Below are 23184 nucleotides of genomic sequence, written 5' to 3' on the forward strand. Positions count from 1 at the left end.
CTATGGCACAAAAAAGAACATACCAACCGTCAAAGAGAAAAAGAAGAAACAAACATGGTTTCAGAGAGCGTATGGCTTCTGCAAACGGTCGTAAGGTTCTTGCGCGTCGTAGAGCTAAAGGGCGTAAGAAACTATCTGTATCTACTGAATTAAGACACAAGAGATAATGATTCTCTAATTAATATATATAAGGCGTTACTTTTTATAGAAGTAACGCCTTTTTTTATGTCTCGTCGGGAAATGAGTAACATCTTAGTAATTAGTATAAAACCTGTTTATTACTTCTCATATCTTACAGCATAACCATAAGTAAAACTGATTTTTATCAACGATATTTAAGCCACCTAAAAAAGCACCTTTATCATGCCTAAAAGAACCGATCTCAAATCCATACTTATCATAGGAAGTGGACCTATTGTTATAGGTCAAGCCTGTGAGTTTGATTATTCTGGAACACAAGCCCTACGTTCCTTAAGAGAAGACGGAATAGAAACTATTTTGATCAATTCAAATCCAGCTACGATCATGACAGATCCTAGCATGGCAGATCATGTTTATCTATTACCATTAAACACTAATTCCATACGCAAGATTTTAAAAGAACATCCACAAATAGACGCGGTATTACCTACTATGGGTGGTCAGACCGCTCTTAACTTGTGTATTGAAGCTCAAGAAAAAGGAATCTGGGAAGATCATAATGTAGATTTAATAGGTGTTAATATAGACGCTATTAATGTTACAGAAGATCGTGAACAATTTAGAAACCTGATGGGTAAGATAGGCGTAGGGATGGCTCCACAAGCTACTGCTACTTCATTCTTAAAAGGTAAAGAGATTGCACAAGAGTTCGGTTTCCCATTATGTATACGTTCTTCATTTACATTAGGTGGTGCTGGTGCAGCCATCGTTTATAAAGAAGAAGATTATGATGAGTTATTAACTCGTGGTTTAGAAGCTTCTCCTATCCATGAAGTAATGATTGATAAAGCATTACTAGGTTGGAAAGAATATGAACTAGAGTTATTACGTGATGATAATGATAATGTCGTTATTATTTGTAGTATAGAAAATATGGATCCTATGGGAATCCATACTGGTGATTCTATTACAGTAGCACCAGCCATGACACTATCAGACCGCACGTATCAAAAAATGCGTGATATGGCTATTCATATGATGCGCAGTATCGGTGCGTTTGCTGGTGGATGTAACGTGCAATTTGCGGTTAGTCCAGATGAAAAAGAAGAAATCATCGCTATTGAGATCAATCCGCGTGTAAGCCGTTCTAGTGCACTAGCATCAAAAGCAACAGGTTATCCTATTGCAAAAATTGCAGCAAAACTAGCGATAGGTTATACACTAGATGAACTAGATAACCAGATTACAAAATCTACTAGCGCTCTTTTTGAGCCTACATTAGATTATGTCATTGTAAAAATACCACGATGGAATTTTGACAAATTTGAAGGCTCTGACCGCACTTTAGGCTTACAAATGAAGTCTGTAGGAGAAGTGATGGGAATAGGACGTTCTTTTCAAGAAGCATTGCACAAAGCAACACAATCGCTTGAAATTAAGCGTAATGGTCTAGGAGCAGATGGTAAAGGTTATAAAGATTACAACCAGGTAATTGACAAACTAACACACGCTAGCTGGGATAGAGTATTTGCTCTATACGATGCCATTGCGATGGGAATTTCTTTAGAGCGCATTCATGAGATCACAAAAATCGATATGTGGTACCTCAAGCAGTTTGAAGAATTACACTCACTAGAAATTGAAATCTCTAAGTTTGATATCAACACGCTTTCACGAAAGCTACTTCTAGAAGCAAAACAAAAAGGATTTGCAGATCGTCAGATAGCACACATGCTGGGCTGTTTAGAAAGTGAAGTATACACTAAGCGTGACGAATTAAACATCAACCGTGTTTATAAACTAGTTGATACCTGTGCGGCAGAGTTTCCTGCGCAAACACCATATTATTACTCGACTTTTGAGGCAGAAATGGAAACCGCAGATGGAAAACGATATGCAGAAAATGAAAGTATCGTATCAGATAAGAAAAAAGTAATCGTACTAGGTTCAGGACCTAACCGTATAGGGCAAGGTATTGAGTTTGACTACTGTTGTGTGCATGGTGTTTATGCCGCACAAGAATGTGGTTATGAAACCATCATGATTAACTGTAATCCTGAGACGGTTTCTACAGATTTTGACACAGCAGATAAGTTGTATTTTGAACCAGTATTCTGGGAGCATATTTATGATATTATACGTCATGAAAAGCCTGAAGGTGTTATTGTTCAATTAGGTGGTCAGACAGCCTTAAAGCTTGCAGAAAAGTTAGAACGATACGGCATTAAAATTATGGGAACGAGTTATAAAGCACTGGATCTAGCAGAGGATCGTGGTCTGTTCTCAAAAATGTTACAAGAAAACGATATTCCTTATCCAGAGTTTGCAACGGCGACGACACCTGCTGAAGCACTTCAAGCTGCAGAGCAATTAGACTTTCCTATATTAGTAAGACCGTCCTATGTATTAGGTGGTCAAGGAATGAAAATCGTTATTAATAAAGAAGAACTAGAAGAGCACGTCGTGGACATTCTACGCAAGATTCCTAATAACGTATTATTACTAGATCACTATCTAGATGGTGCCATAGAGGCAGAGGCTGATGCGATTTGTGATGGTGAGAATGTTTACATCATAGGTATCATGGAGCATATAGAACCTTGTGGAGTGCATTCTGGAGATTCAAATGCATTGCTACCACCATTTACTCTAGGTGATTTAGTCATGCAACAAATTAAAGATCATACTAAGAAGATTGCACTAGCACTGGACACTGTAGGTTTAATCAATATACAGTTTGCTATTAAAGATGATAAAGTTTACATCATTGAGGCTAATCCACGTGCTTCACGTACGGTTCCTTTTATCGCAAAAGCTTATGGTGAGCCTTATGTAAATTATGCTACTAAGGTCATGTTAGGGCACAATAAAGTAACAGATTTTGATTTCAATCCTCAACTAGATGGATATGCAATTAAACAACCTGTTTTCTCTTTTAATAAGTTCCCTAATGTTGATAAACGTTTAGGACCAGAGATGAAGTCTACCGGTGAAAGTATCTTATTTATAGACAGTTTAAAGGATGATGACTTTTATGAACTGTATGCTCGTAGAAGAATGTACTTGAGTAAATAAATACTAGATTCTTAAACAATTTTAAAAACCTTGCTTCATGAAGCAAGGTTTTTTATTTTAGAATAATTGTTAGAGATTATGGAAAAAGAATATATATATAAAGTTTTAAAGCACGCTAGAAACCTGAGAATTTTAATTGTTCTTTACAGTTTAGTGTACTTGGTGTTTGCCGTTTGGGACATATATTTAAAAGACTTTTTTTCTACTAATTTCGAATTGAAAATTTATCATATATTGGTTTTAGGCCTACCTATTAAAGCATATGCCATATGGTATGTCCTCAATATGGCGCCCAACAGAGAACAAAACAAAACAAATAATGTATTAGGATTATTATTTTTTGGCGTTATCGGTATGTGGATGACTTATCCTCGTAAAAAGAGACTCATCAATAGACTTAAAGCTAATAACTCTATGTTTAGTTTAAAATCTTAACATGTGGCTTTCTATATTTAGGAGGCTTTTTTAGGTTACGCTTTCGCGAAAGCATAACAACCACTATCTTTCTATCACATTAAATTTATTGAAATGAAAAAACTATTCATTCTACTGTTTTTATTGACAGTATCCACGTCTATTGCGCAAGATGTAGACTTACAAGAACTTGATACCTACATATCAAAAACAGTTAAAGATTGGGGAATTCCTGGTGTGAGCGTAGGTATTGTCAAAGATGGTGAGATTGTTTTTGAGAAAGGATATGGAGTCATGGAAGTAGGCAAGCGCAAATCACCGGACGAGCATACCTTATATGCTATAGCTAGTAATACAAAAGCATTTACAGCGGCTATCATCGCTCAATTAGTAGAAGAAGGAAAGTTGAATTGGGATGATAAAGTGCAGCGTCATTTACCATATTTTGAAGTTTATGATCCTACTATAAGTAGTATGATAACAGTTGAAGATTTATTAAGTCATAACGTTGGATTGGGAACTTTTTCTGGTGATGGAATATGGTATAAGTCTGAGCTAAGTACAGAAGAAGTGGTACGTCGTATTAAGTTTGTACCACAGGCTTATGAATTCAGAGACGGATATGGTTATTCCAATTTAATGTTTATCACTGCCGGTGATTTAATAGAAAAAATTACTGGAAAGTCTTTTAAAGAAAATGTGACCGAACGCTTATTGAATCCTGTAGGTATGGATGATACGGTGGTTAGTGTTCAAGATTTTGGTAATAATAAAAACGTTGCTAGTCCACACGCAATGAATGATAAAAATGAGAATTATGTCATTCCATGGGTAGCGTGGGACAATGTTCAATCTACTGGTGGAATTATTTCTAGTGTTCACGACATGAGTAAATGGATGATTACTAATATGAATCATGGCGTCACTGCGTCAAACGATACTTTATTTAGTGTTCAAAACAGAAATAATATGTGGAACTTGCATAACAGTTTTGGTGTTAATCAGGTTAAGAGAAACAGTACTGGTTCTCAGTATGCAGGATATGGTCTGGGATGGTTTTTGGGAGATTATCATGGTCACTTCAGAGTACGACATGGTGGTGGATATGATGGAATGATTTCTACAGTACAAATGTTGCCTGATGAAAAGCTAGGAGTAGTAGTATTAACTAATGGTCCTAAAGCGCCTACTAATGCTATTGCATATGCTGTTTTTGATCGTTTTTTAAGTAGAGATAAGAAAGACTGGAGTACTGAGATGCTAGAAGGTTATGACAACTGGAAAAAATCAGATACTCGAATTGCAGATCGTAAAGAAAAACAAATAAAAGGAACGCAGCCTATTTTAGAAAGATCTGAAATAGTAGGAACTTATCATGCTGATATTTATGGAAACTTTTATGTAAAGCAAGAAGGACAAGATCTTGTATTAGAATGGGAACACACGCCGCTATTGAATAGCCGTCTAACTCATTTTAATTATGATTCTTATGAAATCAATTGGGACGAGCCGCAAGCTTGGTATTCTTTTGGAACTGTAACCTTTGAGAAGGACGCCTATGGTACCGTTACAGGAATTTCATTTGATGTACCTAACGATGACTTTTTCTTTTATGAAATGAATGCTAAAAAAGTAGAGTAATCATCATTAAATTAGAATTTAAAAAGGACTTGCCATCAAATGTTTGCTAGTCCTTTTTTTAAACCGATAGTATTTACTTTTTGTTTAAAATCGCCTTTACTGATATCTGAACCTCTTGTGCTATTTTATTAGAAACCACAGATGGGATTTCAATATTGAAATCAGCTGGTTTCAAATTAAAATTAGATTCTAACTGTATGTTTTCACCAGATTGACTTAGAAGAACGGGAATAGAAATCATTTTTTTCTGTCCATGTAATTCAAGAGTTCCGTTAAGAATAAATGTTGTTGAAGTGTTTTGTAAAAATCCATTAGCGTCAAAGTTTGAAAGAGTTCCTTTAAGAACGGCTTTAGGGTAATCATCACTTTCTATATAGTTTTCATTAAAGTGTTCTTGCATTAAGGCAATAGGAAATCTAAATCCTTTTACTAGAGCAAGTGCAGCGATATTACCCGTTTTCATATCTAATACGACTGTGGTACTCTTATTTACTGCTCGTATAGGCTCAAATGTAGGTACAGATGCTTCAAAGCTTATGGATCCAGTTCTAGTTTGATATCGATCTGTTTGTGTTGAGCTTATAGATGATATACTAACTAAGGCTAAAAAAGCAAGACATATAATTTTCATATTAATTTTCTAAATAACCATCAGTTTGCCACTGTGTGATCAGGTTTATACTGGTAGGTGGTAACTGACCATTCTGAGGCATGATCAATGGATCACCTATGTTTCTTGTAATTCTATCAATTAATGAGCCAGTCTCTGTACTCATACGTACATCGTCATAGTTTTCTAATACTAATCCACCAGAAGGACTTGTTGTATTATGGCACTGAGTACATTGATTTTGTATGATAGGTGCTATATCCATATTGTAGGTTACTAGTTCTGTAATAGGCTCATTATCTGTAAGATCATCTGTGCTTGTATTTGTACAAGAAATAAGGATAAAAGCGGGAATAATGTATAACAGATTGTATTTCATGCAGTTAAATTTTGAGCTAAATATATACTCTTGTGATTTAATTGTTATAAATTTAAACAATATTTGTTTCAATAAATGATTAAAAAATTACTTTTTGGGTTTTTATTAATTGGTTTTATCGCCATTATCGGATATAATTATTTGTATCAAGATCATGTTGATGTTGAGCAAAGTAAATCATCAGCCTCTTTTACATCTCAAGTATTAATAGAGTTATTTACAGATCAAGATTTACAAAATGATCAAAGAGCTTTAGATCAAATTATAGAAGTAAAAGGTAAAGTAACTAATGTAGAAAAGAATACTATTATACTAGATGAGCAAATTTTTATTGAAATGGTTGCTGATCAAAAACTAAAAGAAAACCAATTAATAATAATTAAAGGTAGATGCTTAGGTTATGATGAACTTCTTGAAGAAGTAAAAATCGATCAAGCAATACTGACGAACTAAATTAAAAAGCTATGAAAAAAAAATACTCTTTTTACAGTCTATTAACTGCACTACCAATAGCGCTGCTGGTTTTAGTAGGATTCACAAGTGGTCAAGGTGGTAACTTTTCTGGATCACCAGGAGATTCAAACGCAAACTGTACCTCTTGTCATGCACCAGGCGCAAACCATGGTGGAACACCTGTATTAACTGGTGTGCCCACGAGTTATACTGCAGGTACTACCTATAATTTAACCTTAGCTATAAATGGATCATCCGTTAATAAATTTGGTTTTAATATCACCGCCGAAGATCAAAATGGTGTGAAAGTAGGGAACTGGACTGCTGGTACAGGTAGTCAATTGCGTAATGGTGGTACTACAGATGGATTAACCCATTCAGCCACCAATAGTTCTACATGGACTTTTTCATGGAGAGCACCTAATATGAGCGTTGGACCAGTAACTTTTCATTATGCTACCATACAAGCTAATAATGCTTCTGGAAATAGTGGAGATCAAATGGTTTCAGGTAATTCTATGCAAGTTCTTTCTAATGATATAGATTTATCGATTACTAGTTTTAACATGTATCCTACCGAAGCTGATGAAGTCTTAAATATCGATCTTAACCAATTAGACCAAGGTCAGTTAGAAATATATAATATGAATGGTTCACTTATTAAGCATGTGAATTTAATTCAAGAAAATCAGCTGGATGTTTCTAATTTAAAATCTGGTATTTATCTAGCAAATGTTACTGTAAATGGCGCTGTTACAACAGAGCGATTTATAAAAAAATAATTCTTTCCCTTTAATCCGAGCCGCTTTTTAGTTGATAAAAAGCGGCTTTTTACAGTTATGAAAAACCTAACCTACCTTTTCTATTTACTTCCTATTCTTTTCTATGCTCAAGATGATTTACTAGATGGACTTGAGCCAGATCAAAGTACTACCGTCACATCTACCTGGAAATCTCTTAAAGTGGTCAATTTTGAAACGACAAAACTAGTTGCAAAAAATGAATTTCAATTAATCATTTCACATCGTTTTGGTAGTGTAGAGAATGGTTTTGATGATCTATTTGGATTGGACCAAGCAGTGACTCGTTTTCAATTTGTATATGGCTTAACAGACTGGATGCATATAGAAGCCAGCCGTAGTTCTTTTAATAAAACATATCAATTAGCCAGTAAATTTAAACTCAAAGAACAAGAAACAACGGGTTTTCCTTTCAGTATATCTGCTTTTACAGCTGTTGATATTAATACGGGATTAGATAAAGAAGTGTTGCCTAAAATTGAATTTGAAAATAGACTGGGCTATACAGCGCAAGTGATTATTGCTCGTAAGATATCTAAGAAATTATCTGCTCAAATTAGCCCAACACTTTTTCATGAAAATTTTGTGAGTTATGATCCTCAAGACAATACGCAATATGCTCTAGGGTTAGGTGCACGCTATAAATTGACTAATCGATGGTCTATTAATGCAGACTATGGATATCATTTAAATAGGGCAGATGGTAGTCCTTTTGTTAACCCATTGAGTATTGGGTTTGATCTAGAGACTGGTGGCCATGTTTTCCAATTACATTTTACAAATTCTCAACCTATGTTAACTAATGGCTTTTTAAGTCAGGGAACTGGAGATTGGACTGATGGTAGGTTTTTCTTTGGCTTTAATCTCGTACGTGTATTTTAAAAAAAGTAATTATTGTTGTTTTTCACTTTTCCCAAAGCTTAATAGTCAACAAAATACTATAACATGGTGACTTATTTTAATATGATTAAATCATTAATGTCCTAACTTTTTAATTGCCGAAAAAGCCTTATCTACCGTATCGTTTTCTACAAGTACACTGAACTCGTTTGTGGTAGAAATAACCTCATGCAACGAGATGCCTTCCCAAGCAAAACGTTTAAATATTTGATAATATAATCCTGGGACTTGGGTATTGTTTTCTGGTAATGCGATACTTATGGCGCTTAAATTGTCTTGTGTGCTGGTCATAATTTCATTGGCAAATTGAGTTTGTATTTTTTCTTTCTCACTCATGGATATAACTAGGTTACTTTCATGAATCCCTTTAGAAAATCCATAAAAAATAGTTGTGTTTATTGATTCTAAAATCTTACTATGACTTAAGAATAAAGTGCTCGAATTTTTAAAAGTAAAATCCACAAGATTAGATCGTACCGTTATATCACCTAGATTTTTTAAAATAGACTTTAAGTTATTAGAATGCCTCAAATCTTTGGGCGGATTGTAACGTCTCAATGCCATCATAATGGCACCAGTTTTTACTGGTTTTCTATGCATAACACTTATAGGTTCTTGTAACTCTTCTGCTAGGGCAGAGAAATTAATGATGCGTCTAGATAATGCTTCTTCTAGAAATGGTTGAGTGACTAAAATTTCTTCTACACAATCTGCTACAGTTTTCATATTGTTAATTATTTAACAGCTTGTGTAAAATTAAACTAATTTTGTTATATTTTTTATATTAGGTTAGGACTAGATGTATTTTTGCCTAAAATTAAATAAAATGCTAGTTCTAAAATTTGGTGGTACTTCAGTAGGTTCTGTAGAGAACATGACTCATGTGAAAAATATCATTAATGATGGTACTAAGAAAGTGGTGGTGCTATCTGCCATGTCTGGTACTACAAATGCTTTGGTTGAAATATCTGAACAAATACGTTTAAAAGAAAGGGATTCTGCATTTGTACTTATAAAACGACTGGCTAGTAGTTATCAAAATACTATAGAGCAATTGTTAAACGATAGTGCGCTTATTAACGAATCTCAAGAATACGTCAATAAGGTTTTTACAGGCTTAATAGAGCTTGTAGATTTAGATCATACCACATTGATTTATAATCAAATTGTTGCTCAAGGAGAACTATTGTCTACCTTTCTATTCAGTAGATTTTTAAAGCAAGAAGGTATAAACGCTGCATTATTACCTGCCTTAGATTTTATGCGCATCGATAATAATGACGAGCCAGATACTTTTTACATAAAACAAAACCTGAATAGAATTTTAAATGAAAATAGTGAGGCAGATATTTATATTACTCAAGGTTTTATATGTCTAGATGTTCAGGGAAATGTATCTAACCTACAACGTGGTGGTAGTGATTATACAGCTTCTATAGTGGGAGCAGCCATAGAGGCAGACGAAGTGCAAATATGGACAGACATTGATGGCTTTCATAATAATGATCCTCGTTTTGTAGAAAACACGACCGCTATTTCAAATATATCTTTTGATGAAGCGGCAGAGCTTGCTTATTTCGGTGCTAAAATTTTACATCCTCAAACGGTTATACCTGTAAAAGATCTCAATATTCCTGTACGTTTAAAAAATACCATGTCTCCAGATTCTTATGGTACTTTAATAACACATCATGTCCATGGAGAAGGAATCAAGGCTATCGCGGCAAAAGACGGTATTTATGCTATTAAGATAAAATCTGCAAGAATGTTACAGGCGCATGGATTTCTTAAAAAAGTATTTGAAATTTTTGAGAAATACGAGACTTCTATCGATATGATCACCACTTCAGAAATAGCTGTTTCTCTTACCATAGATAACCCATTACATCTAGATGCTATAGTAGAAGAACTAGAGAAGGTAGCTAGTGTAGATGTAGATCAAGGTATGAGTATCGTATGTCTGGTAGGTAATAATATTATTTATCATCAAGACACTCCACATTTATTTCAAGTATTACAAGATGTACCTGTGCGCATGATCTCTTATGGAGGTAGTAATAATAATATATCATTATTGATCAATACAGATCAAAAATTAAATACTTTACAAAAATTACAGGGCTATGTGTTTGAATTACAACAGGAAAAAGCTGTTGCTTATTAATTACTTAAAAGAAGAATACTTGAAAAATAGTAATTAAGTAGCTATTCTTTTAAAGAGATATTTGAACATTATAATTCTTTAATTCTTCCTTATAACTAGCGTCTGAGAAATTTGCCTGTGCAATTTCAAGGGCGCTTTTCTTTTTAATTTGCTTTCTTTTAATCGCTCTTGCAAATCGACGTACATGAGTTTCATTACTTATTTTAAGACCAGGAACGGCGACTGTATTCCCTTCTTCATCTTTTGCAACCATAGTTAGAAATGAAGAATTACAATGTTTAGATTCACCAGTTTGAATATTTTCTGCATCTACTCGTATCCCTACGACCATAGATGATTTACCTACATAATTTACTGACGCTTTCAACGTCACCATTTCTCCTACTTCTATAGGCGCCTTAAAGTCCACCACATCCACACTAGCTGTTACACAATATACACCACTGTGTTTAGAGGCACATGCAAACGCAATCTGGTCAATTAATGATAGGACATAACCACCGTGAATCTTTCCTGAAAAGTTGGCATGCGATGGTAACATCAATAAGGAAAGCATCACTCTAGATTGCTCAGGCGATTTGAAAAGGTCTTTCATAGTGGATATGTTTATGGTTCACGCTTTCGCGAAAGCGGAATCTAAAAAGTTTTATTTATTAAAATGAGGAGAGTTTTCTAAAGTAGCCTCAGTGATAAAGTACTTAGTATCACCCCAAAAGAAAAAGGTTCCGAATTTCTCTTCGTATTTTAATTTCACATATTTACCTTGATACTCTTGTAATTTTTCAATCACTTCAGGTTCACTGTCCATTACAGAAAACGAAAAGATTTGAGCACCGCTGATACCTTGAGAAATTTCGCCTTCCCAAGTTTTAACGAGATAACCTTTACTGGAAAATTTAATTAATTCGCCAGACCTGTACCCATCAGAATAACTAGCAAAATATAGAAAGCTGTACCATAAAACGGCCATTATAAGAATGGTTGCGAGTATTACACCTAAAATCTTTTTCATATCATTAAACTATTAAAGAGCAAACCTACGAGGATTGCGATACCAAAACTAAGCAATGTGCCTATTAAAACGTACTCTGTTAGCTTCATATTTTTTGCTTTACTTAAATCACCAAATCTAAATACGGATTTTGCAGTTAGTAAAAAGCCTACCGCGCTAAAATTGCCCGAGATGATAAATATAAATACTAGTAGTCTTTCAATCATTCCTATCCATTTCCCAGCATTTTTTAAAGAGTCAATACCAGTATCTTTCTCATCTAGTTTCCATCTTGTAAAAAACACTTTGAGCATGATCCCTACAGGACTAGTAAGGAATATGGAACATAATATAAATAACCAAGTGTGCTCTGATAGTTGAAACGTGTTTATTAGGTCAACCTGTTCTATTAATAAGTAAAGTCCAATAATGACTAGGATGTGTAATAACTGATCGATAAGAAATAACGATCTACTATTCTTTTTTGTAGTTAGCTTCAACTTACCAGCATCAATGATAAGATGTGTAATAGTTATGATTAATGCAGCCCACCACAATTCTATTTCATTTAAAAACAGTAGTGCTAATAGCCCATGTATGATGGCATGAATGTATAAATGTGGAGATTTGAGTTGATGTTTTTCTTTTTTCTTAGTAAAGGAATTGGTCTGTAATATAAAATCACCTAGAAAATGAGCAATAAGTAGTTTAATGAGTAGTAGCATCGTGGACGTCTTTATAGTATTGATGAAATAGGTGTAGTAGTTCTTGAGTTTCTTTCCAGTGTGCTCGATCTAGTCTTCTACTGGCTGTAGCTTGCTTAATACCTAATTGCTGGCCTAGCTCTTCTTGTGTGATGTTAGGTTTGCTCATGATTAAGTTAATCACTGAGGCTCCGTTTGCGGTCCAATGGTTTAATGATAAAAGTGCCATTTTTAAGGCGGTATTCATATAGAAATCTAATGGATTACCACTGTTGACCATTAAGTTTTGATCTTTATCTTTTAAGGAATCTAGCAGTTCTCCAGATCGGGTTAATGCACTACCTGTAGATAATGCTATGTTTTGCTCTATAAGATTGATATGACCTAAACCTATGGCAATACGTACGTCTAGTGTTTCTTTTACTTTAAGCGCCGCTTTTATTTGTAGGCTAGCATATAGGGCTAGTTCTGGTGTATTAATCCATCCTTGAAAACTATCACCTCTATATATTTGATACATACCTTCTTTACAATAATGCTTAAGAATAGGTTCTATAACGCTGAGATAATCATCTGGGATATTTTTCTTTGATCCTATAATATCACCTGCAATTACTACTTCCATATCGTTTCATTAAAATTATTACCTGATGATGTAATAATTCAAATATATTACATTATTGTGTAATATTATTAATTATTACGTAAAAGTGTAATAATGTAGTAGTATTACATAAATGAGTAATAAAAATTAATTTAAGCGAGGCTCTTCATCACTGCCTTCTAAAAAGTCAGGATCATTATCGATAGCGCGATTTAGTAATTTTTCATTTAGGCTTTTATTTGCTTTTGCTCCTAACTTTTTTAAACGTTCTACACGACCTATCAAATTACCAGAACCTTCTGTTAGTTTATTCATACTTGAAGAATAACTTTTCTTAACGGTATCTAATTGACTACCTACTTTAATAAGGTCTTCTGTAAGAAGTACAAATTTATCATACAATCCACCTGCTGCGTTTGCAATGTCTAATGCGTTCTTTTGTTGTTTTTCATTTTGCCACATTGTATCAATGGTACGTAATGTGGCCAGTAGAGTAGTAGGTGTTACAATAACGATATTCTTATCAAATGCCTCGCTATATAAATTACTATCTGCGTTGAGCGCCATGGCAAATGCTGGTTCTATAGGTACAAAGAGTAATACAAAGTCTGGACTTTCAATCTGATATAACTCGTGATAATTTTTACCAGATAGATCATTTACGTGTTTTTTAAGAGCGTTAACATGTTCTTTTAAATGACGATCTTGAATTTCTTCATTTTCTTCATTTACAAAACGTTCATAAGCATTTAGTGATACTTTTGAATCTATAATCATTTTTTTACTACCAGGAAGGTTAATAACCACATCTGGGAAAACAGTCTTTCCTTCTTCTGTTTTAAAACTTTGCTGCACTTCATATTCAGAACCTTTTTCAAGTCCAGATTTCTCAAGAACTCTTTCTAATACCAGCTCACCCCAATTACCTCGCATTTTAGCATCTCCTTTTAAGGCTTTAGTAAGGTTAGTTGTTTCCTTACTCATTTGTTTATTAAGCTCTTTAAGTCCTATGATTTGTTGTTTAAGAATACTTTGTCTTTCAATCGTGTCTTTATGAGTGTCTTCAACTCGTTTTTCAAACATTAATATTTTCTCTTGTAAAGGATTTAATATTTGCTCGATGTTTTTCTTATTCTGATCAGTGAACTTTGAACTTTTTTCATCTAAAATTTTATTAGCTAAATTTTCAAATTCTTTGGTGAATTTTTCATTCAGCTTTTCGATTTCTTGTTGCGCTTCGGCGTGTTTCTCATTTGCTTTTTCAAACGACGTACGCTGTTCAGCAAGAAGTATTTCTAGGTTGTTTTTTTCACGATTAACTTCTATATATTGTTTTTCAAGCTTATCAAGCCTTTGATTCAAGTCTTGCTGTGTTTCAAGCTTAGAAGCGATTTGAGCTTTAAGATTACTAGATTCTAACCTTAATTGGTCACGTTCAATAAGAGCTTCTTTTTGATGTTGAAGCTGAGACGTTAACTGAGATTTTTCAGATTCAAGAAGATTTAAAGAACCCGAGAAACGCGTTTTCATAAATAACCAGGTAACTACAGCACCTAAGATGACACCTAGCAAAACAAATAACAAAACAGAAAGCTCTGAAGACATAAATAATGAATTTATGTAAAGGTAAAAAGGAAGTCTAGAGCTTAAAAATGAAAGAAGAAGAAGTTATTAAAAAGCCCAAACTATCTATACAAATAATTTGGGCTATCATTTAAACTTATTGAATAATCTTAAATACTCTCGATAACTTGATCTAGAGCAATTCTAGATTTAGGATTTTTACTAGGTTGATTGAAATCATCTTGATCTCTATAACCTATAGCAACAGCAACTAAAGTTGCGTAGTCACTTTGTCCTAAAATCTTATCATAATTTTTAGGTTCAAGCCCTTCCATAGGTGTAGCGTCTATTCCCATGTCTGCACAAGCACTAAGAAAAACACCTAACGCCAGATATACTTGCTTATCAAACCAAGCCTTAGTTTGTTCTACCGGTTGCGGCTTTACGTTTTCTTTATAGTAATCAACAGCACCTTTAGGCAGTTCTGATTCGATTTGCTTTTCGAATAGATCTAGATTATCAATTCTACTAAAAATGACAAGCGTATCACAATCAACAACTTTGCTAGTATTGATCCAGGATACTTTAGATAGTTGTTCCTTAGTATCTTGATCAGAAACAAATGTGAATTTCCATGGTTGACTATTAATAGAAGACGGACTTAATCTTAAAATTTCTTTTAACTGATTTACTGTATCTCCATCTATTTTTTTTGAACTATCATACTGCTTGGTCGTATAACGTTCTTGCATTGCATTTATAAAACTCATTATGCTATTTTTAAACTATAATTATTATAGCTACAAAAGTATGTATAGTATTATATCTTTGCAATGATGATGAAACAAGATTGTTTAATTTTTAGAAAAGTTTATGTATTCATTTAAAGGGAAAGAATATCCATGTTGTGCTAGCCTTACAATGGGGATTATAGGAGGAAAATGGAAAACTGTTATTATATATCATCTTATTGAAGGTCCATTGCGATATAATGAATTAAGAAAAGAAATGCCTACGGTAACCGAGAGAACACTAAGTCTGCAGCTTAAAACTCTTGAAGAAGATGGTATCGTAGAACGTAAAGTTTATACTACTAAACCACCATTAAAGGTGGAGTATTCGATAACCGAATTTGGTAAAACTCTTATACCTTTAATTAAATCTATCGCAGATTGGGGAAATACTGTTTCGCAAGGTTATTCTGAATTGTAATTGGTATTGATAATTAGTAAAAGCTATTGCTTAATCAGTATTCCATCTGACATTTCAATCGTACTGGGCGCTTCAAACCATTCTTCCATAAATTCAAAGTTATCTTTAGTAACTTCAAATTCATAGGTATTTCCTTTTTCGATATTTCGTTTAGACACTCGAGACCATCGGATTTCCTTAGGTATATCTAAAAAATGTATTTTAATTTCATAACCTTGAGATAAGGCAAAATCTCTAAATTTATTACGATGTTCTAATTTTGATAATCCTAAATCCAATATAGAATCAACGTTACATGATTCTAATTGCTCAATAAAATCCAGGATAATTACTTCGGATCTATCGATTCGTTCGAGAAACCAATCTAGTCCATCCTGAGGTTTTTTATCTGCTAGGTATAATTCTTTATTCCATTTATCAATTGAAAATATAATCGCTTTATGTTTCTTTTTTAATTGATAGGAATAAGTCGTTTTACCAGATCCAGTATTGCCTACAATAAGATGTATCATTAATTCTTTTTCTTCTTTTTATAACTGGCTATATGCCTTGCGATAACCTCAGAGGTAAGCTCGTTTCCTGCTAATAATGGATAACCTTCCCATACTACTATACCATCTGGGTCAATCAATATAGCATGAGGGATCGCTTTTACTTCTAGAGCTGTTTTCATGCGTTGTTGAGAATCGAGTGCGCTGTAGTATTCTATTTTAGGGTTGCGCTGTCTCAGTACTTTTTCTTTTGATTCATCACTAATGCCAATAACTACCAAGTCATCCTTAAATTCTGTTTGAAATTCATTTAAACTTGGTATCGCTCTTTTACATGGTGCACACCAAGTAGCCCAAAAATCAACTAATATAAATTTACCTTTAGTATCTGGCTGGTTAGAAACCCATTCTTCAACTACCAATTGCGGAGCAGGTTTATGAAGAAAAGATTTTGCCCACATCTTTTTCTTCTGACCATGACATGTAATGCTTAATAGGGTAAATACTATGATTATAAGATGTTTCATAATGTAAAGGCTTTAGTTGCATAGAATATTTAAAGATACAAAAATGAGTAGTGTAAGAGCTTGATTAATTATTTGAGATGATTAGATTATAATCATTAAACTATTAACTAACGTTTAAATATGTAAAAGTATAAGAACCTATAATTAGCCCAAAAGATATCGTTAATAGTAAATTAATGAGTTTAGGCTCTGGATGATTGTTTGAGCTAGAACCAAAATCATAAAACAGTTCCATTACGACATTAGGATTATGGAAATGATAATAGCACGGATTTGGAATGAGGACATTGTGTAGCCAGCTGTAATTGAGAACAAACATCAAAACAGCACCTAAAAACATAAAGCTATATTTTAATACAAGCTTTTTCATTTCCAAAATCTCCACCACTTTTTTTCTGCTTTTTCAGTATGATTCTTTTTGGTTTCTGATGAAGCTCTATGGTCAATAAATTTTAAATCATTAAAGTAATTCTTGCCACCTAAAAGGATAACATTTTCATTTAATAACCATTGTTCCACTTCATTAACAGCTTCTAATATGGAAGGATAAAATTCATTAATAAGTTGATTTTGCTTAAACGTAGTTAATTCGTTAAAATCATAGGTTCCGTATTTCCCAAATGGATAGTTCATATAAAAAGAGTAATCATAAGCAAGTTTGCTCATAAACGTATATCCATAATAATCTAGATTATAAAAGTTTTCAATGAATTTATAATAATCGCCTCGTCGCTGCTTTACACAATCTAATTGATGTAATAATGACCAAGTTTCAAGCTGACTTATCGATATTTCTTTAGAAATGAGACTTTTTAAATCATGATTAGCTGTTTCACTTTTATAATTCAAGTCTAAAAAATCAAAATAAGCATCTGCAGATAAATACTCCTTTAGTTCCTCGGATTGATAAACCCATTGTTCAAATTCTGCTATAAACGATTCATTCATCCAAACTTTGAATAGGCGTTCTTCGATATTATTTGTGGTTATCGGCTTAGATTTTAAACACTAAGCAATCCATTCATTATCTATTGGTTGTGTTTTACCAATTTGCCCAAAATCAAAAGTTAAGCCAGTTTCCTTATCATCACCTATTTTTAAGCTAAAGATCATAAAAAATATAATCTCAATATCCTCGGGACTATTGGTTTCAATTTTAATTTTATCTCTGTAAATATGTTCAACTAGGGCTTCATCAATTACTGCTATTTGAAGGCCATTTTTAAAAATGGATTTCTTTCTTCTTTTATGAATCTTAAGATTGTATTTAACACCATGATAATAAAGTTCGTATAAATTATGCCATCCATTTTTACTCTCTAAGAATAAAGTTAACCCAATATTTTTTTTAATGCTAGCTTTAAATCTCCATTTCCAAATAGAAAAATGCGTTTTAATAGTGTATAAAATTGAACCTTCTAAGTCTTTAACTACACCTCTACAACTACCTAATAATGTGTCCCAACGAGCACTTAGAATTTGTTCACCACTTTCTTCTTCATATAAATTAAATGAATGCCCTATGTGCGTTATAATGTAAATCATTTTTTAGTAAAAGTTTTATCTAAACAATTAAGTCAGTATATCTAAAAGATGGACTTTGATAGGAAGGAAAAAAATCAAAAATAATCGTAGCAATTATAAATAGAGTAAGGAGTATTTTAAAATCTGTTTTTTTCACAACATAAATCTACAACATAATTCTGTTTCTCACACTTGCTTTAAAAGATGCGCAGGTATAGATAAATTGGATTTATATTTAAAAAACACCCGATAAAAAAAGCGCCCAAGAGGCGCTTTTAGTAAATGATGTAGGGACTGACTACCCTAAATATGACTTAAGGATTTTACTTCTTGAGTTTTGACGCAATCTTTTGATTCCTTTTTCTTTAATCTGGCGCACGCGCTCACGAGTTAAATCAAAAGTCTCACCGATTTCTTCTAAGCTCATAGGCTGCTGATTTCCTATACCGAAGTATAGAGAAATAACATCTGCCTCTTTTTGCGATAGTGTCTCTAGTGCGCGAGTAATCTCAAGTGTAAGAGATTCATGCATCAACTCTCTATCAGGATTAGGCGACTCACCACTACGTACTACGTCGTAAAGGTTAGAAGTTTCTCCTTCTTTAAGAGGTGCATCCATCGATACGTGACGACCTGCGTTTTTAAGAGACTGCTTTACGTCACTTACCGTCATGTCTAGCTCTTTTGCTAGTTCTTCTGGTGAAGGTGGACGCTCGTGCAATTGCTCAAGATGTGAAAATGCCTTATTAATCTTGTTTATAGATCCAATTTTGTTCAAAGGTAAACGCACGATACGTGACTGCTCTGCTAGTGCCTGAAGAATCGACTGACGGATCCACCATACTGCGTATGAGATGAATTTAAATCCACGAGTTTCATCAAATCTTTTGGCAGCCTTTACAAGACCTGCATTACCTTCATTAATAAGATCTGGAAGTTTAAGCCCTTGATTTTGATACTGCTTAGCCACAGAAACCACAAAACGTAAGTTTGCTGTAGTTAATTTCTCAAGAGCTCTCTGATCACCTTTTTTAATAAGCTGTGCAAGTTCCACTTCTTCCTCTGCTGTGATTAGATCAATTTTAGAGATGTCTTGTAGGTACTTATCTAGCGATTTAGACTCACGGTTAGTAACCTGCTTGGTGATTTTGAGTTGTCTCATTTAATGTATAAAGATTAAAAAGTTAATAGTCGCATGACAGCTTTTGTCATACAAAAGCATAGTAGCAATAATCATACCAAAACAACTTTCTCTGACACTTATTCAGACCAGTAATAGTGCGAGATACGCTACAATTCATTAGTCGTAATAACGCAGTTTTTGTTACATATATTGTTTGATAATTCTGCTTTCGCGAAAGCGTATACATCAACAGCGCTAGTAATACAAAGACTTTACAATTGATAAATAATTTTTATTTTATTGTTAGAATTGGGTTAAGAATACCTTAGTTGTGATTTCAGAGTACTTTATTTGTTAGTTATTTTTAAATTATGAGACAGGTTACACTCCTTATTATATTGTTAATGTCATGTTTAATTCTGTCAGGGCAAGAGTCTATAGACAAAACAGGTCTGTGGACTCAATACTTTGTAAATAGCAATATAGGTGCTCGATTAAAAGTGGCTGTTGATTTTCAATATCGAACTTATGAAATTCCTGATGATTTTCAACAATTTATAGGTCGTGTATCTATAGGCTATCAACCTAAAAGAACTCAAATTAAATTATATACTGGATATGGCTATTTTAATAGCGGTTCTTTTGGTAGTAGTGACGCTACTAGTTACGAGCACCGTTTACATCAAGACATTTGGTGGGATAGTGAGGTATCGGATTTTTTTGAAATCAAGCATCGTATAAGAATTGAAGAAAGATTTGTAGAGAATCAAGATTTCCGTACCCGTTATAGATACATGCTTTTTGTAAATGTGCCTTTTAATAATAAACAAATTGTCGACGATACCTATTATCTTGCTCTGTGGAATGAGACCTTTATTAACGGTCAGACTAGCACAGGTTTAGGAAGTGTACAGTATTTTGATAGAAACTGGACTTTTGCAGGAATAGGTTATAAGCTTAATGACGACTTTAAGTTTCAGGCAGGCTATATGCATGAATTATCTCCATCGATTAAAAAAGGTCAATTAGTGTTCAGTGTATTTCAAAATATTTAATACAACAAGAATAGATCAAGAACTAAAATAGCATTCCATAATAGTACACGCATCCAGTTCCAGTTTGTTAACTTATTCAATAGTTTTAAATCGGTTGCGTTTTTATCTATATTGGAGTGCATTGGGATAAAAAATATCATAGTTGTTAGCCATGTTAAAGACACTAAAATGGTAAATAGGATATTTTGGGCATGCATCGCTGGATAATATATCCAGAAATACACCATTATAGCTAGCTGTATTACCATCATAGGAGCTACAATAAATGTCATATTACGGGTATAAATGCGATGCCAGCTGGATAGTCCTTTACTGCCAAAATATTTAAAACCGGGATATATTAATAGTTGTACCATCCAAATTAGTACAACCAAACCAAAATCTATTGCAAGCCTTATTATTTCAATTCTCATAACACAAATCTATATAATATAATTCTAGAAAGGAAGTCGTTATGGTGGTTAGAAAATTACCATTTGTGAAATAAAATAAGCATGTCTTTTAAAACTGATAATTAGATGAATTTCTTAATCAAATTCATCATTCTTTATCATATAATATCTTCTATATTTGATGCCTGAAATAACGTTGTAGTACTAATAAAATAGCAATGTTTTAAGATATGATAGAGACCGCTAAAAAGATAGAATCCATAAGTGTATTTGACATGCTCAAAATAGGTGTAGGACCTTCGAGTTCTCATACTTTAGGACCATGGCGTGCTGCAAGACGTTTTATTAAAAAATTGCAAGACACTAATAAAATTGCAATTGTTAAAGGTATTGAGGTTGATTTATATGGATCTCTATCGTTAACAGGTATAGGTCATGCTACAGACATTGCAGTTATCATGGGATTATTAGATGCAGATCCAGAGACCTGTGAGATTGATCAAATTCCTGTAGAAGTTGATTATCTGAAAGAGCATAAGAAACTACAAATAGATGGTGTTCATCTTGTTGATTTTGATCCCAATACTCATATCCATTTTCACAAGAAGTTTTTACCTTATCATCCTAACGGTATGCGTTTTAGAGCGTTTTTAGAAAATGGAAAAATTGTATCAGAAAAATATTATTCTATAGGTGGTGGTTTTGTCGTTCAAGAAGAACGTAAAAGAGCAAAGCAAAAAAGACTGGATTTTGAATGTTTTCCAAGACCTATAGAGAAAGCAAAAGATCTACAAGATTATTGTGATCGAGAAGGTCGTCGTGTATCTGATATCGTTTTAGAGAATGAACTATATCTTCATACTGAAGAGGAAATAGATAAGCGTTTTAAAGAAATATGGGACGTAATGCTAGATTCTATGTACATAGGATGTCATAGTGAAGGTACCCTGCCAGGAGGATTAAATGTAAGACGTCGTGCTTTTGATACACATTTTAAACTCAAAAAAGGAGCTGAATACTCTGATAAATATGAATGGATCGATGCCATCAGAGCTACTGAAGTAAAATTTAGAGAAATTTTAAAATGGGTATCTTGTTTTGCGCTAGCCGTAAATGAGGTAAATGCTTCTTTAGGTCGTGTAGTGACCGCACCTACTAATGGTAGCGCAGGAGTTATTCCTGCAGTTATGATGTACTATATGGTAATAGAAAATCATGATGCAGATTTTGAGGATATAAAAAAATATTTACTAGTTGCCGGTGCGATAGGTTCTTTATTTAAAAAAGGAGCAACCATTAGTGCAGCAATGGGTGGTTGCCAGGCAGAAATAGGAGTGAGTAGTGCTATGGCTGCTGGTGCTCTTACTGAATTAATGGGAGGAACACCAGCTCAAGTTCTTATGGCTAGTGAGATAGCGATGGAACACCATCTAGGTATGACATGTGATCCTATAGGTGGACTTGTACAAGTACCATGTATAGAACGTAATGCTATGGGAGCGATAAAGGCTATTAATGCTTGTGAAATGGCACTAGATGCAGACGCTGCAAATGCTAAAGTGCCTCTAGATAAAGTGATCGAGACGATGTGGCAAACTGCACAAGACATGAATACAAAATATAAAGAAACTAGTGAAGGCGGACTTGCTGTTAATGTTGCATTATCTGATTGTTAGAATTGTTTTTCTTTGATATTAATGAATGCGTTATTTTTATGAAGATAAATGCGATTATGTAACATTTCTTAATCTTATTAGACTCATGAATTAATATGACTAATGAACAATTATTATCTCATCAACTTCCTGTAGTAGAACTTAGCAATTTTGAAAAACATCCTAGACGTTTTTTAAATAAAAAGTTAGTAGCAAAATTATTCTTTTTTATTCCTGTACTTGCTGGAGTAATTATTCTATTCTTTATGGTAGAGGAATATCCTTGGATTTGGAAAGCTGCAGGTGTTGCTTGGTTCGTATTTTTAATACTCAGTGTTTTTATTTCTTATAAGGAATTCTTTGTTCGTGGATACGTACTACGTGAACATGATATTACTTACAGGCATGGATGGTTATTCCATCATCAGATAACGATACCGTTTAATCGCATTCAACATACAGAGATTAATCACGGACCTATCGATAGATATTTTAAATTATGTGAATTAGATATTTATACGGCAGGTGGATCTAGTAGTGATCTTAGCATATCAGGATTAGATCCAGATAAAGCGGTTGCTATAAAAGAATACATTTCTGAAAAGACGGCACAGCATGCTTGATATTTCAAAGCCAACTAGACAAAGTAAACTTTCCATATTATTTTATCTTTTTAAAGGTATAAAAGGTCTGATTGCATTCATTTTTTTTGCTGCATTTTCTATGCGTTCATGGAATAGTTTTATGGGGATAGCGGCAGTCTCTT

28 protein-coding genes are annotated in these 23184 nt (G+C 33.5%); 12 read left to right on the forward strand and 16 right to left on the reverse strand.

The window, feature by feature from the left end:
• Positions 1–2 precede the first annotated feature (2 nt).
• The 4 genes from rpmH to R1T42_RS04055 all read left to right on the forward strand — a co-directional run bounded on the left by rpmH (position 3) and on the right by R1T42_RS04055 (position 5271).
• Complete coding sequence (gene rpmH, locus R1T42_RS04040) at positions 3–167, forward strand: 50S ribosomal protein L34 (protein ID WP_042249657.1); 165 nt, start codon at positions 3–5, stop codon at positions 165–167.
• A gap of 196 nt (positions 168–363) precedes the next feature.
• On the forward strand, positions 364–3216 hold the full coding sequence (gene carB, locus R1T42_RS04045) for a carbamoyl-phosphate synthase large subunit (protein ID WP_036578944.1): 2853 nt from the start codon (positions 364–366) through the stop codon (positions 3214–3216).
• Between the two features lie 78 nt (positions 3217–3294).
• On the forward strand, positions 3295–3651 hold the full coding sequence (locus R1T42_RS04050; protein ID WP_317291398.1) for a hypothetical protein: 357 nt from the start codon (positions 3295–3297) through the stop codon (positions 3649–3651).
• A 93-nt stretch (positions 3652–3744) separates the two neighbouring features.
• The gene (locus tag R1T42_RS04055) at positions 3745–5271 is read left to right on the forward strand and encodes a serine hydrolase (protein WP_317291399.1); all 1527 of its coding nucleotides are present in this window, start codon (positions 3745–3747) and stop codon (positions 5269–5271) included.
• Positions 5272–5344: 73 nt separating this feature from the next.
• Here the strand turns inward: R1T42_RS04055 and R1T42_RS04060 are convergent, their stop codons facing one another.
• Positions 5345–5902 (reverse strand): YceI family protein, encoded by a 558-nt coding sequence (locus R1T42_RS04060; protein ID WP_317291400.1) that lies wholly within the window; start codon positions 5900–5902, stop codon positions 5345–5347.
• Position 5903: 1 nt separating this feature from the next.
• Complete coding sequence (locus R1T42_RS04065) at positions 5904–6260, reverse strand: hypothetical protein (protein WP_235183301.1); 357 nt, start codon at positions 6258–6260, stop codon at positions 5904–5906.
• A gap of 75 nt (positions 6261–6335) precedes the next feature.
• On the opposite strand from R1T42_RS04065, the gene R1T42_RS04070 reads away from it, so the two are divergent.
• Genes R1T42_RS04070 through R1T42_RS04080 form a run of 3 tightly spaced genes read left to right on the forward strand, consistent with a single transcriptional unit; the run spans position 6336 to position 8395 of the window.
• Positions 6336–6713: a tetratricopeptide repeat protein gene (locus tag R1T42_RS04070; protein ID WP_042249664.1), complete on the forward strand. Its 378-nt coding sequence runs from the start codon at positions 6336–6338 to the stop codon at positions 6711–6713.
• Positions 6714–6724: 11 nt separating this feature from the next.
• On the forward strand, positions 6725–7495 hold the full coding sequence (locus R1T42_RS04075) for a choice-of-anchor V domain-containing protein (protein ID WP_317291401.1): 771 nt from the start codon (positions 6725–6727) through the stop codon (positions 7493–7495).
• A gap of 57 nt (positions 7496–7552) precedes the next feature.
• Positions 7553–8395 carry a DUF5777 family beta-barrel protein gene (locus R1T42_RS04080; protein ID WP_042297303.1) on the forward strand — a complete coding sequence of 281 codons (843 nt, stop codon included), beginning with the start codon at positions 7553–7555 and terminating at the stop codon, positions 8393–8395.
• Positions 8396–8488: 93 nt separating this feature from the next.
• Here R1T42_RS04080 and R1T42_RS04085 read toward each other — a convergent pair whose 3' ends face one another.
• Entirely contained in the window at positions 8489–9139 is a 651-nt protein-coding gene (locus tag R1T42_RS04085; RefSeq protein WP_317291402.1) for a hypothetical protein, read from the reverse strand.
• A gap of 100 nt (positions 9140–9239) precedes the next feature.
• On the opposite strand from R1T42_RS04085, the gene R1T42_RS04090 reads away from it, so the two are divergent.
• A complete protein-coding gene (locus R1T42_RS04090) occupies positions 9240–10577 on the forward strand; it encodes an aspartate kinase (protein ID WP_317291403.1) in 1338 nt (445 codons plus the stop codon).
• 49 nt (positions 10578–10626) lie between these two features.
• Here R1T42_RS04090 and R1T42_RS04095 read toward each other — a convergent pair whose 3' ends face one another.
• The 6 genes from R1T42_RS04095 to R1T42_RS04120 all read right to left on the reverse strand — a co-directional run bounded on the left by R1T42_RS04095 (position 10627) and on the right by R1T42_RS04120 (position 15209).
• Positions 10627–11172, reverse strand: coding sequence for an acyl-CoA thioesterase (locus tag R1T42_RS04095; RefSeq protein ID WP_036578930.1), 546 nt, complete (start codon positions 11170–11172; stop codon positions 10627–10629).
• Positions 11173–11223: 51 nt separating this feature from the next.
• Positions 11224–11589: a hypothetical protein gene (locus tag R1T42_RS04100; RefSeq protein ID WP_036578928.1), complete on the reverse strand. Its 366-nt coding sequence runs from the start codon at positions 11587–11589 to the stop codon at positions 11224–11226.
• Complete coding sequence (locus tag R1T42_RS04105; RefSeq protein ID WP_042297306.1) at positions 11586–12293, reverse strand: DUF3307 domain-containing protein; 708 nt, start codon at positions 12291–12293, stop codon at positions 11586–11588. The genes R1T42_RS04100 and R1T42_RS04105 overlap by 4 nt, the downstream gene beginning before the upstream one ends.
• A complete protein-coding gene (locus R1T42_RS04110) occupies positions 12277–12897 on the reverse strand; it encodes a MarR family transcriptional regulator (protein ID WP_317291404.1) in 621 nt (206 codons plus the stop codon). The genes R1T42_RS04105 and R1T42_RS04110 overlap by 17 nt, the downstream gene beginning before the upstream one ends.
• 126 nt (positions 12898–13023) lie before the next feature.
• Positions 13024–14481 carry a DNA recombination protein RmuC gene (rmuC, locus tag R1T42_RS04115; protein ID WP_317291405.1) on the reverse strand — a complete coding sequence of 486 codons (1458 nt, stop codon included), beginning with the start codon at positions 14479–14481 and terminating at the stop codon, positions 13024–13026.
• 128 nt (positions 14482–14609) lie between these two features.
• The gene (locus R1T42_RS04120; RefSeq protein WP_042272534.1) at positions 14610–15209 is read right to left on the reverse strand and encodes a nitroreductase family protein; all 600 of its coding nucleotides are present in this window, start codon (positions 15207–15209) and stop codon (positions 14610–14612) included.
• Between the two features lie 103 nt (positions 15210–15312).
• On the opposite strand from R1T42_RS04120, the gene R1T42_RS04125 reads away from it, so the two are divergent.
• Complete coding sequence (locus tag R1T42_RS04125; protein ID WP_317291406.1) at positions 15313–15651, forward strand: winged helix-turn-helix transcriptional regulator; 339 nt, start codon at positions 15313–15315, stop codon at positions 15649–15651.
• Between the two features lie 23 nt (positions 15652–15674).
• On the opposite strand, the gene R1T42_RS04130 is transcribed toward R1T42_RS04125, so the two are convergent.
• The 6 genes from R1T42_RS04130 to R1T42_RS04155 form a co-directional block, all read right to left on the reverse strand.
• Positions 15675–16163: an AAA family ATPase gene (locus R1T42_RS04130; protein ID WP_317291407.1), complete on the reverse strand. Its 489-nt coding sequence runs from the start codon at positions 16161–16163 to the stop codon at positions 15675–15677.
• Positions 16163–16669, reverse strand: a complete 507-nt coding sequence (locus R1T42_RS04135) for a TlpA family protein disulfide reductase (RefSeq protein WP_317291408.1) — start codon at positions 16667–16669, stop codon at positions 16163–16165. Before R1T42_RS04135 ends, R1T42_RS04130 begins: the two co-directional genes overlap by 1 nt.
• Positions 16670–16772: 103 nt before the next feature.
• On the reverse strand, positions 16773–17039 hold the full coding sequence (locus tag R1T42_RS04140) for a hypothetical protein (RefSeq protein ID WP_317291409.1): 267 nt from the start codon (positions 17037–17039) through the stop codon (positions 16773–16775).
• Positions 17036–17617 carry a hypothetical protein gene (locus R1T42_RS04145; protein ID WP_317291410.1) on the reverse strand — a complete coding sequence of 194 codons (582 nt, stop codon included), beginning with the start codon at positions 17615–17617 and terminating at the stop codon, positions 17036–17038. The genes R1T42_RS04140 and R1T42_RS04145 overlap by 4 nt, the downstream gene beginning before the upstream one ends.
• Positions 17618–17677: 60 nt before the next feature.
• On the reverse strand, positions 17678–18214 hold the full coding sequence (locus R1T42_RS04150; protein WP_317291411.1) for a tubby C-terminal domain-like protein: 537 nt from the start codon (positions 18212–18214) through the stop codon (positions 17678–17680).
• Positions 18215–18491: 277 nt separating this feature from the next.
• Positions 18492–19355, reverse strand: coding sequence for a sigma-70 family RNA polymerase sigma factor (locus R1T42_RS04155; protein WP_006795068.1), 864 nt, complete (start codon positions 19353–19355; stop codon positions 18492–18494).
• Between the two features lie 365 nt (positions 19356–19720).
• On the opposite strand from R1T42_RS04155, the gene R1T42_RS04160 reads away from it, so the two are divergent.
• Positions 19721–20371, forward strand: coding sequence for a DUF2490 domain-containing protein (locus R1T42_RS04160; RefSeq protein WP_317291412.1), 651 nt, complete (start codon positions 19721–19723; stop codon positions 20369–20371).
• On the opposite strand, the gene R1T42_RS04165 is transcribed toward R1T42_RS04160, so the two are convergent.
• Positions 20368–20784 (reverse strand): hypothetical protein, encoded by a 417-nt coding sequence (locus R1T42_RS04165; RefSeq protein WP_317291413.1) that lies wholly within the window; start codon positions 20782–20784, stop codon positions 20368–20370. The two genes, R1T42_RS04160 and R1T42_RS04165, sit on opposite strands and share 4 nt — an antisense overlap.
• A 209-nt stretch (positions 20785–20993) precedes the next feature.
• Here R1T42_RS04165 and R1T42_RS04170 point away from each other — a divergent pair, with 209 nt between their 5' ends.
• Both R1T42_RS04170 and R1T42_RS04175 read left to right on the forward strand, forming a co-directional pair.
• A complete protein-coding gene (locus R1T42_RS04170) occupies positions 20994–22439 on the forward strand; it encodes an L-serine ammonia-lyase (protein WP_317291414.1) in 1446 nt (481 codons plus the stop codon).
• A gap of 95 nt (positions 22440–22534) precedes the next feature.
• Complete coding sequence (locus tag R1T42_RS04175; RefSeq protein ID WP_317291415.1) at positions 22535–23041, forward strand: PH domain-containing protein; 507 nt, start codon at positions 22535–22537, stop codon at positions 23039–23041.
• The last annotated feature ends 143 nt before the right edge of the window (positions 23042–23184 follow it).

Source organism: Nonlabens ulvanivorans (assembly GCF_032922765.1).
GTDB classification, from domain to species: domain Bacteria; phylum Bacteroidota; class Bacteroidia; order Flavobacteriales; family Flavobacteriaceae; genus Nonlabens; species Nonlabens ulvanivorans.